We start from the raw sequence: 19,152 nt of genomic DNA, 5'->3' as shown, positions 1-19,152 counted from the left end.
AACCGATGAAGACGCTGATCATGACCGCCCATTACCCGCTTCCTGAGTGCACCGGCTCCGACATGCGGACCATGAACTTCGCCCGCTACTTCAAGCGGCACGGGGTGGTCGACATCCTCTGCAAAAGGAGCGGACGCTGCCCGGAGAGCGCCGAGGGGAGCGACTTCTTCCGGCGCGGGTTCTACATCGACTTCTCCGGCAAAGACCGAGGCACCCCCTTCGGACGGGTCGCCGACAAGCTCATACGGCTGAAATCCTGGTCCACCGGCCACTACACCGCCGAGACCGAGCGGGAGATCAGGGCCGTCGTTGAGGAGGGGGAATACGACGTCGTACTCTGCCGCTACCTCACCCAGGCCTATCCCCTCCTGCGGCTCTCCCGCAGGCTTCGCGACACGGTCATCCTCGACGTGGACGACATCGTGCTCGACAGCGTCTACGACGCCGAGACCCGTCACCTGACCGGGGCCGGGAGGGTCGGGGTCTGGTTCGACCGGATGACCATGGCCCGTTTCTATGCCCGCTGCATGCACTTCGGCCAGACCCTCTTCTGCTCGGAGGGGGACCGGGCCCGGCTCGCCCGCGGTCGTTCAACCGCCCACGCCCACGTGGTCCCCAACGTCTGCCCGGAGCCCGCGGTGCCGGAGGGGTACCGGCAGGACGGCTTCGACCGTCTGGACCGGCTCCTCTTCGTCGGCTCCCTGAGCTACGCCCCCAACGCCCAGGGGGTCTCCTGGTTCATCGAGGAGATCCTCCCGCAGCTTGGCGCCCAGTTCCCCCGCCTGAGGCTGGTGGTGGCCGGCCGCAATCCGCAGCGAGAGCTCATCGAGCTCATCGGGCGGACCCCGCAGGCGGAGCTGCACGCCGACGTCCCCGACCTCGTCCCGCTCTACGAAAGCTGCGGAGCTGCGGTGGTCCCGCTCCGGGCGGGAGGGGGGACCCGGATCAAGATCCTGGAGGCCGGCTTTCTTAAAAGGCCGGTCTTCTCAACCGCCGTCGGCGCCTACGGCCTCGGTCTCACCCAAGGGGAGGATGTCATGCATTTCGAAGATGCAGCCGGTTTCCTCAGGCAGTACCAGCACGTGGCCGGCGACCGCCGGCTCTACCGACGGCTCTCCGAGGGGCTTTCGGCCAAGGCCGAGGAGTACGGAGTAGAGAGCTTCTGCCGGAGCATGGACCGGATTCTGGCCGGGATGAGCGGGGTGGGGGCCGGCGATTCGCTCCCGGTCCACTGCCACCGGGTCCCGGAAACAGGAGGTAGACTGCCGTGAACGAACTGGTCTCGGTCATCATCCCCCTCTACAACCGGGAGAGGTACATCGAACAGGCGCTGAGGTCGATCGCCGGCCAGAGCTGGAAAGACCTCGAGGTGATCGTGGTCGACGACGGCTCCACCGACTCCTCCGCCAGCCAGGCGAAGCTCCACCTGGAGCGCTACGGGCTTACCGGGCGGGTGATCACCATCCCCAACTCCGGCCCCGATGCCGCCCGCGACATCGGCGTCCGCCATGCCTTGGGGAACTACCTCGCCTTTCTCGACAGCGACGACATCTACCTCCCCTCCTTCATCGGCGAGGCGGTGGATGCCATGCGCACCCACGAGACCGAATGGGCCTTCAGCGACTTCTACGTCACCGATTCCCAGTTGAATGTCCTCTACCGGAAATCTGAGCGCCTCAAAAGGCTCCGCCTGGTGGCCCGCACCACGAGTACCCTCTACGTCTCGCTCATGAAGGAGCGCCTCTTCAGCTACCTCCTCGAGGAGCAGCCCATCCCGGTCAGCGGGCTGGTTATGCGGCGCTCGCTCTACGACCGGGTCGGCGGCTTCCACCGTTTCATCAAGGAGCGGGTCCTATCCCTGGAGTGGGAATTCATGCTCCGCGCCGCCCGCACCTCCCCGATCATCTACCTCGAGCGTCCCCTGGTGATGATCCGCAAGCACGACGGGAACATCAGCGGCCAGGTGGCCCGGCAGGACGCGGGGGAGGTGGCGGTCTTGAAGACCGTGCTCGACCATTACCGGCTGGAGCCGGGCGAGCGGAGGCTCGTGCAGGCCGAGATCGGCAAAAGGAGCTGGCACGTCGGCTACCACTATTTCCTGGAGAGGAAGAACCGGCTCTCCCGTTCCTGGTTCATCGACTCGTTCCGGCACAAGGTGAGCGCCAAGGCCCTGCTCTTCGCCATGGCCACCACGCTCCCCGCGAGCTTCAACCAGCCGTTGCGCAATCTGAAGAAGACCCTCTCTCTTTCCTGAGAGGCACTTTACCGGCGAGGTGAGTGAGTGATGAACGCCCTGTGGATCGCCGAATTCTATCCCCCGAGCACCGGGGGGGTGCAGATCTATCTCCGCAACACGGTGCGGCACATGTCCCGCATCCGCTCGGTGGTCTTCACCAAGGAACTGGCCGGCCACCCGCTGGAGGATCAGCAGGCGGCGGCCGAGGAGTCGCGGCTTTTGCGGGTTGCCCACTGGCCGGAGAAGGACGATGTCCATATCGTGTACCGCCAGCCGGGCAAGCTCCTCCGCCTCTACCGCGACATCCGGCGGGTGCTCCGGGAGGAGACCATCTCGCTGGTGGTGGTCGGCAAGGTCTCCTTTCCGCTGCTCTTCGTGGCCTCCCTCCTGAAGCTCACCACCCGGGTCCCGGTCGCCTTCCTCTTCCACGGCGAGGAGATCCCCGCCATTGCGCTCCGCTCCAACCCCATCCGGCGGGCGCTCTTCAAGATGGCCGACTTCTACATCTGCAACTCGCACTACACGAGCGAGGCCTTAAGCGCCTTCTGCCACCACTCCCGCCCCTCCTTCATCTCCTGCCCCGGGGTGGAGGAGCGCTTCTTCGAGCCGGCCGACACCGCCCCGCTCGCCAGGCGGTTCGCGACCGAGGGGAGGCGGGTCATCTACACGGTGGGGAGGCTCGACCCCCGCAAGGGGCACGACCGGGTGATCGAGGCGCTCCCGGCCCTGATCGACCGGATCCCCAACCTCCTCTACCTGGTGGGGGGGACCGGCCGCAACCTGGAGCCCCTCAAGAGGCGGGTGAAGGAGCTCGGGCTCGAAGCGCACGTCCGCTTCTGCGGCTTCATAGCCGACGAGGAGATCGTCGCCTTCCACCAGCTGGGGGAGCTCTTCGTGATGCCCAACCGGACGCTGGCCGACGGCGACACCGAGGGGTTCGGGATCGTCTTCCTGGAAGCGGGGGCCTGCGGCAGGCCGGTGATCGGCGGGAACTGCGGTGGGGTCCCCGACGCGGTCCGCGACTGCGAGACCGGCTTCCTGGTGGATCCCTACCGCAGCGGCGAGCTGACCGAACGGATCCTCTACCTCCTCGAGCATCGCGCAGAGGCGGTGAGGATGGGGGAGGCGGGGCGCCGCCGGGCCTGGCAGGAGTTTCGCTGGCCACACCTGGCCGGCCGGCTGGAGGGTGTCTTATTAGAGGCGGCGGGACACTAGGAGGATGCGTATGGATGCGATCGGCATGCTTTTGATGATCCTCTTCTGGGGCGCCATGCTCCTGGTCGTCTACACCTACGCCGGTTATCCGATCCTTTTGCGGGTGCTAAGCCGCCTCTTCCCGCGCCCGGTGAAGGGTGGGGAGCTTGCCCCGGTCCTCTCGGTGGTGATCGCCGCCTGCAACGAGGAGAAGAACATCGCGGCGAGGCTCGAGAACCTCCTCGCCCAGGAATATCCGGCCGACCGCTTCCTGGTCGTGGTGGTCTCCGACGGCTCCACCGACCGGACCAACGAGATCGTCCTCTCCTACGCACCCCGCGTGCTCCTCGTGCCCCTTTCCGAGCGGGTGGGGAAGGCGGCCGCCCTCAACTACGGGGTGGCCGCGGCCACCGGCGAGCTGGTGGTCTTCGCCGATGCCCGCCAAAGCTTCGCCCCCGACGCGCTGGCCCGGCTCGCCGAGAGCTTTTCCGACCCCACGGTCGGCTGCGCGAGCGGAGAGCTGATGCTGATCGATCCTCAAAGCGGCGGGCCGGTGGCCGAGATGGGGCTCTACTGGCGCTACGAGAAGGCGATCCGGAAGATGGAGAGCGCCACCGGGTCGGTGGTGGGAGCGACCGGTGCCATCTACGCCATCCGCCGCGAGCTCTACCGCCCGCTTCCCCAGGGGACCATCCTCGACGACGTCTTCACCCCGATGTCCGTGTCTCTCCAGGGGTACCGGGTAGTCTTCGCACAGGGCGCCCGCGCCTACGACCGACTGTCGGAGAACCTCGACCAGGAATGGACCCGCAAGGTGCGCACCCTGGCAGGCAACCTGCAGCTGTTGGAGCTCTCGCCGTCCTTGGCTCTGCCGGGGAAGTCGCCGCTTTGGTGGCGCTTCCTCTCGCACAAGATCTTCCGGCTGCTGGTCCCGTTCGCGCTCTTGGCCATGCTGGCCATCTCCCTCCTCCTCGCCGCGAGGGGAGGGCTCTACCTGGCCCTGTTCGCCGCCCAGCTCCTCTTCTATCTGGCGGCGGCGGCCGGCTACCTGGTCCCGGCCGCCCGCGGCATGCGGCTCGTCAACCTCGCCACCTTCTTCTCGGTGATGAACTGCGCGGCGCTGATGGGCTGCTGGGTCTGGGCCTCGGGGCGCTGCGCCACCGCCTGGCGCCCCGCCTACGCCAAGTGACGTCAACGCATACTCCCCTCGATCATCTCTCCCTCAGGGTAGGGATGAGGATGGGGTAAAGAGGTAACCAATGAAGGGGATCCCGATTTTCATGTACCACGCCCTCGAGGACGCCGGGCACCCGGCCGGCTCCCTCGATCCCGGCGAGCAGCGCTACGTGCTGGGGGTGGAGCGTTTCGCCTCCCAGCTCGCCTTCCTGAGAAGCGAAGGGTTCCGAAGCTTACTCGCCTCCGACCTCGAGACCGGCGCCCCCCTTCCCGAGCGGGCGGTGGTGCTCACTTTCGACGACGGCCATGCCTCCAACCTGACGCTCGCCCTCCCGCTTTTGGAGCGCTACGGCTTCCGCGCCGAGTTTTTCGTCACCACCGACTGGATCGGGGCCCCGCGCTTTCTTTCGCGGGACGGGATCAGGAGCCTCAAGGCGGCCGGGATGGGGATCGGCTCCCACGGGGCGAGCCACGCCTTCCTCTCCCAGTTAAAGCCCGCCAACCTGGAGCGGGAGCTGCGCGATTCCCGCGAGATCCTGGGCGAGATCACCGGGACCTCCATCACCTCGCTCTCGGCGCCCGGCGGCCGGATCGGCCCGGAAGTCGCCTCGGTAGCCGTCTCGCTCGGCTACCGCTCCCTCTTCACCTCGCTCCCCGGCCTCTGGTCCCCGGAGGGCTCGCTGCACGAGCTGCCGCGGCTGGCCGTGCGGAACACCCTCGACCAGGCGACCTTCGAGCGGCTGGCACTTGCCGAGGAGGAGGCCCTGCGGCGGATGAGCAGGAAGGAGGGGCTTTTGGCCGGGGCGCGCAAGCTTTTGGGCGAGCGGGGATACCGGCTGGTGAGAAGCGTCCTGCTCGGGGGGGGGCTCCATGGCTGACGCACCGCTTTTCATCGTGCCGTACCTCTACCAGTCCAACGTCCTTTTGGAGCTGGTCCTTCTGGGGGTGATCGTGGTGGCGCTCTTCCGGCCGCGCCTTTTGGTCTCCCTCACCGCCGCCATGGTGCTGATCCGCCCCAACGAGCGGATGGAGCTCTCCATTCCGCTCATGGAGGTGCTCCCCCCGGCCCTGCTCCTCCTTTTGATCATGCATGCGGGGAAGGTGAGGGAGCTCGCCTCCCGGGCCGAGGTCAGGTACCTCCACCTTTTCGTGGGGCTCACCCTCGCCGAGACGTTGATCCTCCACCCCGCCACCACCAAGGACGTCCTCCTCTTCCTCGCGGTCGGCTTCCTCCTCTACCTCGCCATCCTCCTCTTCATGGCCGACGACGACGGCATCCGGCTCTTGAGCCGCACGGTTTTGGCCTGCGCGCTCTTGATCTGCCTGGAGCCGGTCTACTACCACTTCGCCCTGGAGCCTTCCGAGCTCAACTGGCAGATCTTCCATCTCCCCAAGAGCGGGCGTTTGCAGGCCTGGGGGATGTGGGCGAACCCCAACGAGACCGCCTTCGTCGCCTGCCTGGGGGCGGCCAACGCCTCGCTCCTCGCCTCCAAGTACCCCAATCCGCTGCACCGGCTGGCCGCCCTGGGGACGCTCCCCTTCTTCGCCCTGGTGGTCTTTCTCACCGCCTCCCGGGCCGGGCTCGCCTCGCTGCTCCTCATCTACCTCCCGGTGGCGATCCTCTCCCGCCGGTCCATGGTCCGTTTCGGTGCAGTCGCCGTCGTGCTCCTCTCGCTCGTCACCGCGCATCTCTTCACCCCGGAGAGGACCGACGAGCAGGCCTCTACCGACGACCGCAGCGACCTCCGCTACCGCGGCGAGCAGGTGGTGAAGGCCTTCCCGCTTGCCGGGGTGGGCTTTCTGCAGGCGCGTAACGAGGTCGGCTGCAAGCCGCTCCACAACAGCTACCTGCAGGCCTTCGCCGAGACCGGGCTTCCGGGGGGCTTCCTTTTGACCGCCTTCCTGGGTGGGCTTCTCAAACGGCTCTACGGGGCGGTCCGCACCTTCCGCGAAGAGGACCGTCAGCACCACCTGGTCTACGTCTTAGGCTTCTTCGTGAGCAGCCTCTTCTACCTTTTCTGGGGGAACCAGCTCCTCACCATCATGTTCTTCCTGCTGGTGGCCCAGACGGTGATCGCCCTGCGCAATGCCGAGGCTCCGGAGGCGGTGGCGGCCGAGGAGGAGGGCCCCTGGCCCGCGTTCGACGGCGACGCGGTGGTGGTCCAACCGGTCGAGCGCCCCGAAGGGGAGGTGCCGTCTCGATGAGGGATCTTCATCTCGGCAACTGGCTGGGAGGCTACGGCCGCTGGCTCCTCGACGGAAAAGACCGCCGCCCGGTGGAGGGGCCCACCCACGTCATCTTTCTCTTCGTGGATCACTTCGAGCCGGCCGGCAAGGAGCCGCGCCTGGCCCGCTGGCTGGAGCTCTACCCGAAGCTCGCCGGCTCCCACCGCGACGCCGACGGACGCCCCCCGAGGCACAGCTGGTTCTACCCGCTGGACCTCTTCCGGGACGACGAGCTCTCCGCCATGCGGCGGCTGGTGGATGCCGGTCTCGGGGAGGTGGAGTTCCACTGGCACCACAGCCACGACAGCGAGGCGAGCTTCCGCCAGAAACTTTGGGACGGACTGGCCGGTTTCCAGCGCCACGGCTACCTCCTGCCGGCCGGCAACGGGAAGGCGGGGTGCTTCGCTTTCATCCACGGCAACTGGTCGCTCAACAACTCGCGGGGGGCCGAATTCTGCGGGGTGGACGGGGAGATCGCCATCCTCAAGGAGGCGGGGTGCTACGGCGACTTCACCTTCCCGGCCCTTCACTCCGCGAGCCAGCCCGCCGAGGTCAACGCCATCTACTACGCCGGGATGCGGCCGGGGTGGGAAGGGTACGCCCGGGGGCGCCGCGCCGCGGTCGGGCGGCCGGAGGGGGAGGACGAGTTTCTGATCTTCACCGGTCCCCTGTTGGTCAACTGGCGGGACTGGCGCTTCGGCTGGCACCCGATGATCGAGAACGGGGAGATCGGGAGAAGCCGCTCCCATGGCGACCCCACCCGCATCGATGCCTGGGTGCGGGGGGGGATGCGGGTGGAGGGGAGGCCGGAGTGGCTCTTCGTGAAGGTCTTTTGCCACGGCGGCCAGGACTGGGAGTCGGTGCTCGCTCCCGAGACCGACCGGATGTTCGGCTACCTGGAAAGCCGCTACAACGACGGGGTGAATTTTTGCCTGCACTACGTCACCGCCCGCGAGGCGTTCAACATGGTGCGGGCGGCCGAGGCGGGGTGCGCGGGGGACCCGGACCGCTACCGGGACTTCGCGATTCCCCCCTGCGAGATGAGGAAGGCCGGCTTGGCGGCCTCTGTGATGGTAGGCGCCGCGGCGCCGTAAGGAGGGATCGATGACGGGCAAGCGACTGAAGGTGTGCCACGTGGTCTCCCGACTGGAGGTGGGAGGGATGGAGAACGGGGTGGTCAACCTCTGCAACGGACACGACCGCACCCGGATCGAGCCGATGATCTGCTGCCTGAAGGGGACCGGTCCCATGGCCGGGCGCCTGGCCGAGGACGTGCGGGTGGAGTGCCTGGGGTTCCGCGAGGGGCGGGATCTCACCCGCGTCCTCACCGTGGCCGGTTTCTTCAGGCGGATGCGCCCGGACGTGGTCCACACCCACGGCTGGGGAGGGGGCGCCTGGGACGGGGTGGTCGGCGCCCGGCTGGCCGGCTGCCCGGTGATCATCAACGGGGAGCACGGGCTCATCTTCTCCCGCCCCCACCAGGTGCTGGCCCAGCGTATCCTGGCCCGGCTCGCCACCAGTTTCTTCTCGGTCTCCCACGGGTTAAAGGAACGGGTGGTCCGCACCCTCGGGATCTCCGCCGAGCGGATCCGGGTCATCACCAACGGGGTCGACCTCGACCGCTTCGCCCCGGGAATGGGCGGAAAGGGGTTTACCTCCGGCGGCAAGCGGGTGGTCTGCTCGGTCGGGACCCTCAAGAAGGAGAAGAACCAGCTGATGCTCCTGAAGGCGGTCCGCGAGCTGGTCCGCTCCGGCTTCAGGACCGACTTCGAGCTCTGGCTGGTGGGGGAGGGCCCGGACCGCGGGGAGCTGGAGTCCTTCGTGGAAAAGGAGAAACTCTCCGGCCGCGTCCGCTTCTTAGGCCGCCGCGAGGACGTCCCCGCCCTCCTGGCGGAAAGCAGCGTCCTGGTCTCCACCAGCAAGGCCGAGCACGAGGGGCTCTCCAACGTGATCCTGGAGGCGATGGCGAGCGCCTTGCCGGTGATCGCCACCCGCTCGGTGGGGACCGGGGAGGTGGTGGTGGACGGCCAGACCGGCTACCTCGTCCCCGAGGACGACGTCTTCGCCCTCTGCAATCGTCTCAAGGCGCTGTTGCAGGACGGTTCCCTGGCCAGGCGGATGGGGGAGGCGGGAAGGAGCCTGGTGACCGAGCGGTATTCCATCGCCGCCATGATCGCCAGGTATGAAGAGGAGTACGAAAGTCTATACCGGCGGGCGACCGGCTACCGGATCGGCTGGCCTGCCACCTGGAGGGGAGGGAACGAAGATGAGGTACATGAAACAGCTTGATGCCATCCGGACCTTCGGCGTCTTCGGTGTGTTCTATGTCCATTTCGTCAGCACCCACCTGCCCAAGCCTACCATCTTCGGGCACGAGATCTTCCTCGGTTCGACGGTGCTCGACGCCTTCTTCGTGATGAGCGGCTACCTCATCACGGGGATCTTGCTGAAGGGGAGAAGCGATTTCGAAGCGGGGAGGATCTCTCTAAGTACCGCCTTCAAGCAGTTCTACGTGAGGCGGAGCCTGAGGATCTTCCCGATCTTCTACCTCACGCTGGCGGCCGGCTGGCTGCTCGACATCCCGCCGGTCAGGGATTCCATCGGCTGGCACCTTGGCTACCTCTCCAACATCTACCTCGCCGACCACGGCTGGGAGCTCGGATCGGTCACCCACCTCTGGTCGCTGTCGGTGGAGGAGCAGTTCTATCTTCTCTGGCCGCTGCTCGTCCTTTTGACCCCCAAGCGGGCGCTCCCGGTGGCCCTGGTGGCGGTGATCGGGGTCGCGCCGCTTTTCAGGTATTACTGCCTGGTGGCCGGGACCAACAGCATCCTCCCCTTCGTGCATGCCCTGGGGAACCTGGACATGCTGGCGATCGGGGCGGTGCTCGCCTACCTGAAGACCTACCGGAGGTCCCGTCCGGAGGCGGTCGCCAAGGTGATGAGCTTCTGCCTCTGGGTGGGGGGAGGGCTCTTCGTGCTGGACGCCATCCTCTTGACCTTCGAGGTGGCGGGAGCCTTCTCCGTCTTCAGCCGCACCTTCGAGGCGATGGCGTTTTGCTGGGCCTTCAACAAGGCCACCGACGGATTCACGGGGCCTCTCGGCACCTTCCTGGAATGGAAGCCGTTCCTGTTCCTCGGCAAGATCAGCTACGGGCTCTACCTCTACCACAACTTCGTCCCGTACGTGGCCAAGCCGTACCTTTTGGAACCTTTGCACCTCGACTTCCTGGTCAGCGGGCTGATCGGGAAGTACATCACCTACTCGATCATCACGGTGGGGGTGGCGACCGCTTCCTGGTACCTGATCGAGGTACCGATCGGCCGCTTCCGGGATTCCCTGCGCTTCGGGGAGCAAAAGGCGCGGGTCCCCGCCGGGGCGGTGCCGGAGGCGAAGTGACCGTTTTTGCCATGTAATTGCTGGAGGGCCCATGTCGCTGTATGACCGGATAAACAAGAAGATCCTCTTCCCCGCCTACCTCGGGCTCACCCGCAACGTGGACCTCGGGCGGCTGGCGGAGCTCAAGAAGAGCCAGTACCTCCCGCCGGAGGAGATCCGGGCGATCCAGTTCGCGAGCATGAAAACGCTCCTCGACCACTGCTACCGCAACGTCCCCCTCTACCGCGAGCGCTTCGACCAGGCCGGCTTTAACCCCGACGATTTCCGCGGCGAGGCCGACCTCTTGCGGATCCCGACCCTCACCAAGAAGGATCTCCAGCAAGAAGGGGAGCGGCTGATCGCCCTCAACATCCCCCGTAGCGAGCTGATCGCCGACGCCTCGGGGGGGTCGACCGGGAAGCCGACCAGCTTCTTCAAGGACCGGGAGCGCAACCGGATTAGGAGTGCCGACAAGATGCGCCACGACATATGGTGCGGCTGGGAACCGGGGGAGAGCTACGCGACCCTTTGGGGTGCCCAGCGGGAGTTCGACCTCCAGCCCCCCCTGAAGGCGCGCCTGGTCGAGCGCTACCTCTACCGTGCCTTCGGTTTCAACGCCTTCGACATCTCCGAAGAAAAGGTCCTCCGCTGCCTGGAGAGCCTGAAAAAGGTCCGCCCCTCCATGGTGGTCGCCTACGCGAACGTCGCCTACCTCTTCGCCCGCATCGTCAAACGCCGCGGCCTCGACCTCGCCCCCCTGGAGATCAAGGGGCTCGTCTCCTCGGCCGAAACCCTGACGCCGGAAAAACGGAGCGCCATCGAGGAGGCCTTCGCCACCAAGGTCTTTAACCGTTACGGCTCCCGCGAGGTCGGGCTGGTGGCGAGCGAGTGCCGGGCGGGGGAGGGGATGCACGTCAACGCGGAGAACGTGGTGGTGGAGATCCTCAAGGATGGCCGCCCCGCGAAACCGGGCGAGTCCGGCGAGATCGTGGTGACCGACCTCTGGAACTACGGGATGCCCTTCGTCCGCTACAAGATGGGGGACGTCGGGGTGGCCACCGGCCGGCTCTGCTCCTGCGGCCGCGGCCTGCCGCTCATCGAAGGGGTCACCGGGCGCACCAGCGACTTCTTGATCGACGAGCGGGGGGCGCTCGTGCATGGCGAATATTTCACCCACCTCTTCTACGGGCTTCCCGGCATCGAGCAGTTCCAGCTGATCCAGGAGAGCCGCGACCTGGTCACCCTGAACGTCCGTCCCGGTGTGGGCTTTCTCCCTGCCGTCCTCGACCCGGTGCTGGAGAAGATCCGCCTCTGCCTGGGGGGCTCGGTCCGGGTGCAGGTCAACCAGGTGCAGCAGTCGCTCGTGGAGGCCTCCGGCAAGTTCCGCTTCACCATCTCCCGGCTCTCCAGCGACCATTTCGGCGCCGCCACTTCCCTTTCCACGGAGCGTCCATGAAAGTTGCCTCCATCTGCCACATGTTTCCCAACCGGGTGCAACCGCACGTCGGGGTCTTCGTCAAGGAGCGCCTGAAGCACGTGGCGGAGAAGACCGACCTCACCATGATCGCCCCGGTCCCCTCCTTCCCGTTCATGGAAAGGCTCGAGAAGTACCGTGGGCTTAAGGGGCTGGAGGAGACCGAGATGCTCGAAGGGCTCCTGGTCCACCATCCCCGCTACTTCGTGATCCCCCGCTACCTGAAGTGGCTCGACGCGCGCTTCTACGGCCATTCGATGGCCTCCTACATCGAACTTCTCACCCGCCGCCACGACTTCGACATCTTCGACTTCCACTGGGTCTACCCGGACGGGATCGGCGGGCTCGAATGGGCCCGGCGCCTCGGGAAGAAGACGGTGGTGACCGTGCGGGGGAACGAGGCGATCTACTTCTTCGACGACTGCCCCATGCGGCGGATCGTGCAGAAGCACCTCAAGGAGTTCGATCACGTCATCTCGGTCTCCCAGGATCTCAAGAACAAGGTGGTGGACGAGTACGGGGTGGATCCCTCCCGGGTGACGGTGATCTCCAACGGCATCGACTGCGGCAAGTTCCATCCCGTTGACCGGGAGGGTGCCCGCCGCGGCTGCGGGGTGGAGAGCGGCGAGCGCGCCGTCTTGACCGTTTCCCGGCTCTCCTCCGAAAAGGGGCTCGACCATCTCCTGAAGGCCATCGCCCGCCTGGACGATGCGAGCCTCACCCTCACCATCGCCGGCGACGGGCCGCTCCGCGCCACCCTCACGGCGCTTGCCGAGCGGCTTGGCATCGCCGGCCGGGTCCGCTTCCTCGGCAACCTCGACCACGGGGGCCTTTGCAGCTGGTACAACGCCGCCGACATCTTCTGCCTCCCCTCGCTCTGGGAGGGGTGCCCAAACGTGGTGATCGAGGCGCTCGCCTGCGGGACGCCGGTGGTGGCGAGCCGGGTAGGGGGGATCCCGGACCTGGTGCCGGAGCCCGAGTGCGGGGTGCTGGTGACGCCGGGGGACGAGGTGGCGCTGGCGGCCGGGCTCGAGGAAGCCCTGAGAACGCGGTGGAACCGGAGCGCCATCTCCCGGCACGGCTCCTCCAACTCCTGGAGCGAGGTGGCCGACCGGGTGGTCGGTGTCTTCGAAAGGGTGGTGAGTTGATGTGCGGGATATTCGGAATCGTTCATGCCGATCGTAGCCGGCCGGTGGAGGAGAGGCAGGTCGCCGTCTGCACCGACCTCATGAGGCACCGCGGCCCCGATGACGCCGGGTACTGGTGCGAACCGGGGGTGGGGCTCGGCCACCGGCGGCTCTCCATCATCGACCTCTCGCCGCTTGGCCACCAGCCGATGTTCAACGAGGAGCAGTCGATCGGCCTCGTCTACAACGGGGAGATCTACAACTACCGCGAGCTGTACCAGGAGCTCGTCGAGCTCGGGCACCGCTTCAGGAGCAAGTCCGACACCGAGGTGATCATCCACGCCTACGAAGAGTGGGGGACCGGCTGCCTCAGCCGCTTCAACGGGATGTTCGCCTTCGCCCTCTGGGACCGGCCGCGCAGGCTCTTGTGGGGGGCGCGGGACCGGCTGGGGATCAAACCTTTCTACTATTACCACGACGGCGAGAGCCTGGTCTTCGCCTCCGAGGTGAAGCCGATCCTCGCCACCGGGGCGGTCCGTTCCGAGCTCAACGAAAAGGTGCTGGACGCCTACTTCAGCCTCGGCTACGTCCCGGGGCCGGAGACCATGTTCCAGGGGATCCGCAAGCTCACCCCCGGCCACTTCCTCACCTACCGGGACGGAAGGCTAGAGGAGACCGAGTACTGGGATTTCGCGCAGGTGGAGCCGCTGTCGCTTCCCGATGCCGAGTACCAGGGGCGGATCGAGGAGCTCTTCCGGGACAGCGTGTCGCTGCGGCTGAGAAGCGACGTCCCGCTCGGGGTCTTTCTGAGCGGCGGGCTCGACTCGAGCGCAGTGGTGGCCACCATGAGCGAGCTGGTCACCGACCCGGTCAACACCTTCACGGTCGGCTACGACCAGACCAAGAGTTTCTCCGAGGAGCCGTACGCCGCCCAAGTTGCCGAGCGCTTCGGCACCAAGCACCACGTCTTCCGGCTGGAGCCGGACGACTTCCTGGGAAGCCTCCGGACGCTCGTGGAGTTCGCCGAGGAGCCGATCGTGGAGCCTGCCGCCATCGCCCTCTACCGGATCTCGCAGATGGCGCGGGAGAAGGCCACCGTGCTTCTCTCCGGGGAGGGGAGCGACGAGATCCTGGCCGGCTACTACCTCTACGACCTGATGCTGAAAATCGAGCGGCTGCAGCGGGTGGTACCCTCCTGCTTCCTGAAGGGGGCCCGCTGGGCGGCGCGGCTTAACGGCCGGTTGAAGCCCGCCAAGTACGGGGACTGGCTGAACCTCGGGCTGGAGGAGCGCTACCACGGGACCTCCAGCTATCTCACCGGGAGCATGAAGGATCGCCTCTACGCCCCCGGCTTCCTCTCCCGCCGGGGCGGCTACCTCGATGAGACCTTCGCCCGCCACTTCGCCAAGGTGGCCCACCTCCCCGACCCCCTCTCCCGGATGCTCTACGTGGACGCCAAGACCTGGCTGGCCGACGACCTCCTGGTCAAGGCGGACAAGATGACCATGGCCGCCTCCATCGAGCTTCGGGTCCCCTTCCTCGACTACCGGATGGTGGAGCTCGCCACCTCCTTCCCCTCCCGGATGAAGCTCGCCGGGGGCAGCGGCAAGGCGGTCCTCAAGTCGATGATGCGGCCAAAGCTCCCCGCCGAGATCGTGGACCGCAAGAAGATGGGGTTCCCGGTCCCGGTCGGCCAGTGGTTCGGCAACGAGCTCGCAGGGGCGCTCGCCTCCATGCGGATCCCCGAGGAGATGAGCCCGTGGCTCGATCCCGCCCGGGTGGAGTCGGCGCTCGCGGGGCGGGAGGGGACGGACGGTTCCCGCCTGGTGATGTCGCTTTTGGTCTTCAAAGCCTGGAAGGAGAAGTACCTGTCATGAGAAAAGCGCTCATCGTCTCCTACAATTTCCCCCCGGTCGGTGGCGCCGGTGTCCAGCGTCCGGTAAAGTTCGTCAAGTACCTGCGGGAGGCCGACTGGGAGCCGATGGTGCTGTCGGTGGAAAATCCCTCCGTCCCGGTCCTCGACCATTCCCTGTTGGCCGACATCCCCGAGGGGGTGAAGGTCTTCAGGGCCCGCACCCTCGAGCCCTCCTACGCAGCCAAGAGCCGGGTGTCGCAGGCCTCCGGCGGCGTCAAGTCCTTCCTCGCCCGGCTGGCCAAGAAGGTGGTGGGGCAGTTCCTGCTCCCCGACCTGCAGATCCTCTGGTGGCCGGGGCTCACCCGTGAGCTCTTCCGCATCCTCTGGCGTGAGAAGCCGGAGATCGTCTTCGTCTCGGCGCCCCCCTTCTCCTCCTTCGTCCCGGTGGTGCTGGTGGCGAGGCTCTTCGGGGTCCCGGCGGTGCTCGATTACCGCGACGAGTGGTCCTTCTCGCGGCAGACCTGGGAGAACAGCGTGAAGGGGGTGCTGGCCACCACGGTGGACCGGCTCCTCGAGCGGCTGGCGGTCTCCTGCTGCCAGGGGCTCGTGGCGGCCAACACGAGCTACGTCGACGCCATCGAGCAGAGTTTTCCCAAGGCTGCCCGCGGGAAGGGGTCGGTGATCACCAACGGCTACGACGAGGAGGACCTGGCTGATCTCGTCCCCGCCGCGCGGGAGGACGGGCGGATCCGGATCACCTACGCGGGGACCGTCTGGAAGGCCACCTCGCTCGCCACCTTCCTGGCCGGACTCGAGATGTTTCTGGAGGGGGACCCGACCGGCAGGCTCGCGGACCGGCTCTCGGTGGAGATCTTCGGGCGGGTGGTGGACGACGAGATCCCCTCCGTGGAAAGGGTGACCGGCCGCTATCCGGGGGTGATCACCCTGCATGGCTACGCGGAGCACCGCACCATCATGAGCGAGCTGGTCGGCTCGGACCTCCTCCTGCTCACCCTGAGTAACCTCCCGGGGGCCGAGAAGATCATCACCGGCAAGGCCTTCGAGTACATGGCCGCCGGCCGCCACATCCTGGCCATCGTCCCCCCCGGGGAGACCGCCGAGCTCTTGCGCGGCAACTACCGGAACCTGACCCTCATCGAGACCGGCCGCAGCGAGGAGGTGCTCCAGGCGCTGCGCTCCCTCACCGAGTCGGCCGCCAAGCTCAGGGAAGCCGAACCGGAAGACGTATCGCGTTTCACCAGGAGGAACCTGACCGCGGACCTGGCCAAGGTCTTCGACCGGGTTGCCGGGAGGCATCCGCTGTTGACGCTTCCCGAGCGGGAAGGGTGCCGGCAAACGGAGTAGGGGAGATTGTGTGATGGGAATGACATGGGGATGGAGACCGGGACAGAGCGGGGAAGCGCGCTGGCGCCGCAAGAGGGAAGGGATGGCCCGCTGGCGTTGCAAGGGGCAGGGGGAGACCCTGGCGGTCACCTGGCTGGTGGGGTTCTTCATCCTGCTGCTCGCCGCCTGCGGGGGGCTCGGCAAGTCCGCCGCCGACCTCGGAGGAGGGGCCGCCACCACCCAGAGCAGCTCCCCGCCGTCGACCCCCTTTGCCACCTTCTACGTCGACCCCCAGGCGGCGGACGACTCCGGCAACGGCTCCGCCGAGCGCCCCAAGAAGTACCTAAGCTCCGGGCTCGCCCTCCTCTCTCCCGGTGACACCCTGATCCTCAGGGACGGGGTCTACACCGGCGACGCCAACATGATCTCCGAGTACGCAAGCGTCTTCGTCCTCCCCCCGAGCGGCACCCCCGGCCACTTCACCACCATCAAGGCGGAGCACGCGGGGCAGGCGGTCATCGACGCCCAGTACCGCTACCTGGCGGTCTCCAACATGAACACCGCCGGGAGAAGGCGCGACTGGGTCCACTTCGACGGCATCCATTTCCGTAACGGCGGCAACGGCCTCTTCATCTGGTACGGCGACCACGCCTGGATCTCCAACTGCGGCTTCCAGGACGGCATGCCGGCCGGCGCCGACTGGGAGGTCCCCATCGCCGGCCTGGCGGGGGGCTCATCCTACGGGCTCGTGGAGGACTGCTGGGTCTGGGGGAAGGGGCGCTACGGCTTCTACACCAAGCCCGAGGACTACAACGGCAACCGGGTGGGGACCAACCACGTGATCTTCCGCCGCATCGTAGTCCGGCTCGACAACACCCCGCGGGCCTACATGACGGCGGGGCTTCGGTTCTACGGCTCCGACACCAACGTCATGCAGAACAACATCATCATCGACGGCAACTGGAATCCCGCCTCGGGAGAGTTCCACGGCCTGGCCACCGGCGGGGGGAGCTCCGCCTCCGACCGCGACGCCTCCTTCTACGGCAACATCGTGCTCAACAATCCCCTGATCGACTGCTACTGGTCGGAAAAGGGGACCGGGACCCACACCTTCAGCAACAACGTCTGCTGGGACAACAACATCGGCCCGGCCATGTCCCAGGACTTCGTCCCCCCCTTCGCGGTCGCCACGAGCTTCAACACGGTGGGGATGAACCGCTACCTCGACGTCCGCCAGAACTACGGCTTCAGCCTGAGCCATACCCACGACCTCTTCTTCACGAGAAGCGGCGCCACCACCTTCTATGACGGCAACGGCACCGAGACCTTCACCTCCCCGGTCTGGGTCTTCCTCTCCAGCGGTTCGGCCTGCGGGCGGGGGGGGAGCTACACGGTGCAGGCGGCCGGCGCCAACCTCTACGGCCAGGGGCTCAAGTACCTTCCCCGGGTCGAAAGCGGCTCCCCGCTGGCCGCGGCGGGGGTTGGGGCCACCATCATGTACCAGCTGGGAGGGACCGGCTCCTTCTACGGCGACCCCAACTGGAACGCCACCACGACCGTCCCGCTCTGGCCGTTTGCCAACGAGAGGCTGTGGGGGGCCAAGATGGCCTCCTACACCGCGAGCGGTCCGGGAGGCAACCGGGGATTCGCGGCGCTCGCGGCTACTTCGGCCACCCCGCTCACCGATTACATCTGGGGGTACCTCGGCAATCCCAAGCCGGACATCTACGCCGGCCGGTGATTTGAATCACACTTTTCCGACTTCGGGGCCCGGGCGACCGGCCGGGCCTTCCCTCCTGCATCCCTCTGCTGTTCAGACTGTGACCACTGTTCAGTTTCCGAACTTTAGCCGTATCTCTCCGAAATAACCCTTTCCTTTCGGTAGCTTCCCCAAGGGGCTGGCCGCTGCTCCCCCCCCGTGTGCACCCTCTGCGCAAGATTTCCCCTCCCCGCCTCGCTTTTTGTTCGTTGCCGATTTTCAATGATACCGGTGTCTTGCCGGCCTGGAGGCCGCCTGGGCCCGGGCGGCACGTCCTTTGCCAAGGGAGAAGGTGTGCAGCGAGAACGAAGGAAACAGAGCCGACAACAACTCGAAATCATGTGATTTGAAACACTGTGCGCAATGACAAAAGGGACCAAGATACGAACCATGGAAACAAACATCTCCGGCAGCACTGGCAGCAAAGAGTAGAACCCCAGCCTCCTACTGAATCCACCTAAAACCAGACAGGGTTTTACCGCCAATCGCAGCATTCAATGCGAACACTCTATCTGCGCGCTCTGAATCGGATACCAGAAGTTCTCAACAAATATAGAGATTTTCAAAAACGACCAGACAAAGTCTCTACCAAACACAGAAGGGCGGTCCACGAGAAGCACCGCCCAGGCACTCAACGGAGGAAAGAAATGCGCAAGACCATCGCGAAAGGCATCATGAAGACCATGCTGACCCTTGCACTGCTGGTCCCCGCCACCCAGGCCCTGGCCGCCACCTACTACGTCGACCCCACGGCCGCCAGCGACTCCGGCAACGGCTCGGCCACCAGTCCCAAGAAGTACATCACCTCGGGGCTCAAACTGATGGCCGGCGGTGACACCCTGGTCCTCAAGGACGGGGTCTACAGCGGCGACTCCAACATGATCTCCGAGTACTCGAGCGTGTTCGTGCTCCCGCCCAGCGGCTCTGCCGGCGCCTTCACCACCATCAAGTCCGAGCACGTGGGCGGCGCCATCATCGACGCCCAGTACAACAACCTCGCGGTCTCCAACATCAACACGGCCGACAGAAAGCGCAACTACGTCCATTTCGACGGCATCCATTTCCGCCACGGCGGCAACGGCGTCTTCTTCTGGTACGGCGACCACGCCTGGATCAGCAACTGCGGCTTCGAGGACGGGATGAACCCGACCATCAACGACGAGGTTCCCATCGCGGCCATCGCCGGCGGCTCCTCCTACGGCCTGGTGGAAGACTGCTGGGTCTGGGGGTATGGCCGTTACGGTTTCTATACCAAGCCTGACGACTACAACGGCAACCCGGTCGGCACCAACCATATGATCTTCCGCCGCATCGTGGTCCGCATGGACAAGACCCCGTCCCAGTTCATGACCGCCGGCCTGCGCTTCTACGGCTCCAGCACCAAC

The 19,152-nt window shown here is 66.3% G+C and carries 15 protein-coding genes; all 15 read left to right on the top strand.

The features are described 5' to 3' along the window. The first annotated feature begins 5 nt into the window (after positions 1–5). Positions 6–1,271, top strand: a complete 1,266-nt coding sequence (locus tag ACYVL5_RS19440) for a glycosyltransferase family 4 protein (protein WP_460597237.1) — start codon at positions 6–8, stop codon at positions 1,269–1,271. Then, a complete protein-coding gene (locus ACYVL5_RS19435) occupies positions 1,268–2,254 on the top strand; it encodes a glycosyltransferase family 2 protein (protein ID WP_460597236.1) in 987 nt (328 codons plus the stop codon). Before ACYVL5_RS19440 ends, ACYVL5_RS19435 begins: the two co-directional genes overlap by 4 nt. A 30-nt stretch (positions 2,255–2,284) precedes the next feature. Continuing rightward, positions 2,285–3,451 carry a glycosyltransferase family 4 protein gene (locus ACYVL5_RS19430; protein WP_460597235.1) on the top strand — a complete coding sequence of 389 codons (1,167 nt, stop codon included), beginning with the start codon at positions 2,285–2,287 and terminating at the stop codon, positions 3,449–3,451. Positions 3,452–3,461: 10 nt separating this feature from the next. After that, positions 3,462–4,619: a glycosyltransferase family 2 protein gene (locus tag ACYVL5_RS19425; protein WP_460597234.1), complete on the top strand. Its 1,158-nt coding sequence runs from the start codon at positions 3,462–3,464 to the stop codon at positions 4,617–4,619. A 70-nt stretch (positions 4,620–4,689) separates the two neighbouring features. Beyond that, positions 4,690–5,484: a polysaccharide deacetylase family protein gene (locus ACYVL5_RS19420; protein ID WP_460597233.1), complete on the top strand. Its 795-nt coding sequence runs from the start codon at positions 4,690–4,692 to the stop codon at positions 5,482–5,484. After that, positions 5,477–6,811, top strand: coding sequence for an O-antigen ligase family protein (locus ACYVL5_RS19415; RefSeq protein WP_460597232.1), 1,335 nt, complete (start codon positions 5,477–5,479; stop codon positions 6,809–6,811). Before ACYVL5_RS19420 ends, ACYVL5_RS19415 begins: the two co-directional genes overlap by 8 nt. Further along, on the top strand, positions 6,808–7,926 hold the full coding sequence (locus ACYVL5_RS19410) for a hypothetical protein (protein WP_460597231.1): 1,119 nt from the start codon (positions 6,808–6,810) through the stop codon (positions 7,924–7,926). The genes ACYVL5_RS19415 and ACYVL5_RS19410 overlap by 4 nt, the downstream gene beginning before the upstream one ends. 10 nt (positions 7,927–7,936) lie before the next feature. Next, positions 7,937–9,121: a glycosyltransferase gene (locus tag ACYVL5_RS19405; RefSeq protein WP_460597230.1), complete on the top strand. Its 1,185-nt coding sequence runs from the start codon at positions 7,937–7,939 to the stop codon at positions 9,119–9,121. Beyond that, on the top strand, positions 9,108–10,229 hold the full coding sequence (locus tag ACYVL5_RS19400) for an acyltransferase family protein (protein WP_460597229.1): 1,122 nt from the start codon (positions 9,108–9,110) through the stop codon (positions 10,227–10,229). The genes ACYVL5_RS19405 and ACYVL5_RS19400 overlap by 14 nt, the downstream gene beginning before the upstream one ends. Positions 10,230–10,260: 31 nt before the next feature. Continuing rightward, positions 10,261–11,664, top strand: a complete 1,404-nt coding sequence (locus ACYVL5_RS19395) for a phenylacetate--CoA ligase family protein (protein WP_460597228.1) — start codon at positions 10,261–10,263, stop codon at positions 11,662–11,664. Further along, a complete protein-coding gene (locus tag ACYVL5_RS19390; RefSeq protein ID WP_460597227.1) occupies positions 11,661–12,830 on the top strand; it encodes a glycosyltransferase family protein in 1,170 nt (389 codons plus the stop codon). The genes ACYVL5_RS19395 and ACYVL5_RS19390 overlap by 4 nt, the downstream gene beginning before the upstream one ends. Next, complete coding sequence (gene asnB, locus ACYVL5_RS19385; protein ID WP_460597226.1) at positions 12,830–14,686, top strand: asparagine synthetase B family protein; 1,857 nt, start codon at positions 12,830–12,832, stop codon at positions 14,684–14,686. The genes ACYVL5_RS19390 and asnB overlap by 1 nt, the downstream gene beginning before the upstream one ends. Beyond that, positions 14,683–16,029, top strand: coding sequence for a glycosyltransferase family protein (locus ACYVL5_RS19380; protein ID WP_460597225.1), 1,347 nt, complete (start codon positions 14,683–14,685; stop codon positions 16,027–16,029). Before asnB ends, ACYVL5_RS19380 begins: the two co-directional genes overlap by 4 nt. 13 nt (positions 16,030–16,042) lie before the next feature. Further along, positions 16,043–17,749 (top strand): right-handed parallel beta-helix repeat-containing protein, encoded by a 1,707-nt coding sequence (locus tag ACYVL5_RS19375; protein WP_460597224.1) that lies wholly within the window; start codon positions 16,043–16,045, stop codon positions 17,747–17,749. 665 nt (positions 17,750–18,414) lie between these two features. Continuing rightward, positions 18,415–19,152: hypothetical protein (locus tag ACYVL5_RS19370; protein WP_460597223.1), on the top strand; the 738-nt coding region annotated here is incomplete at its 3' end.

This window comes from Geomonas sp. Red276, from assembly GCF_054784495.1.
This window is presented reverse-complemented; position numbering and strand designations above follow the sequence as displayed.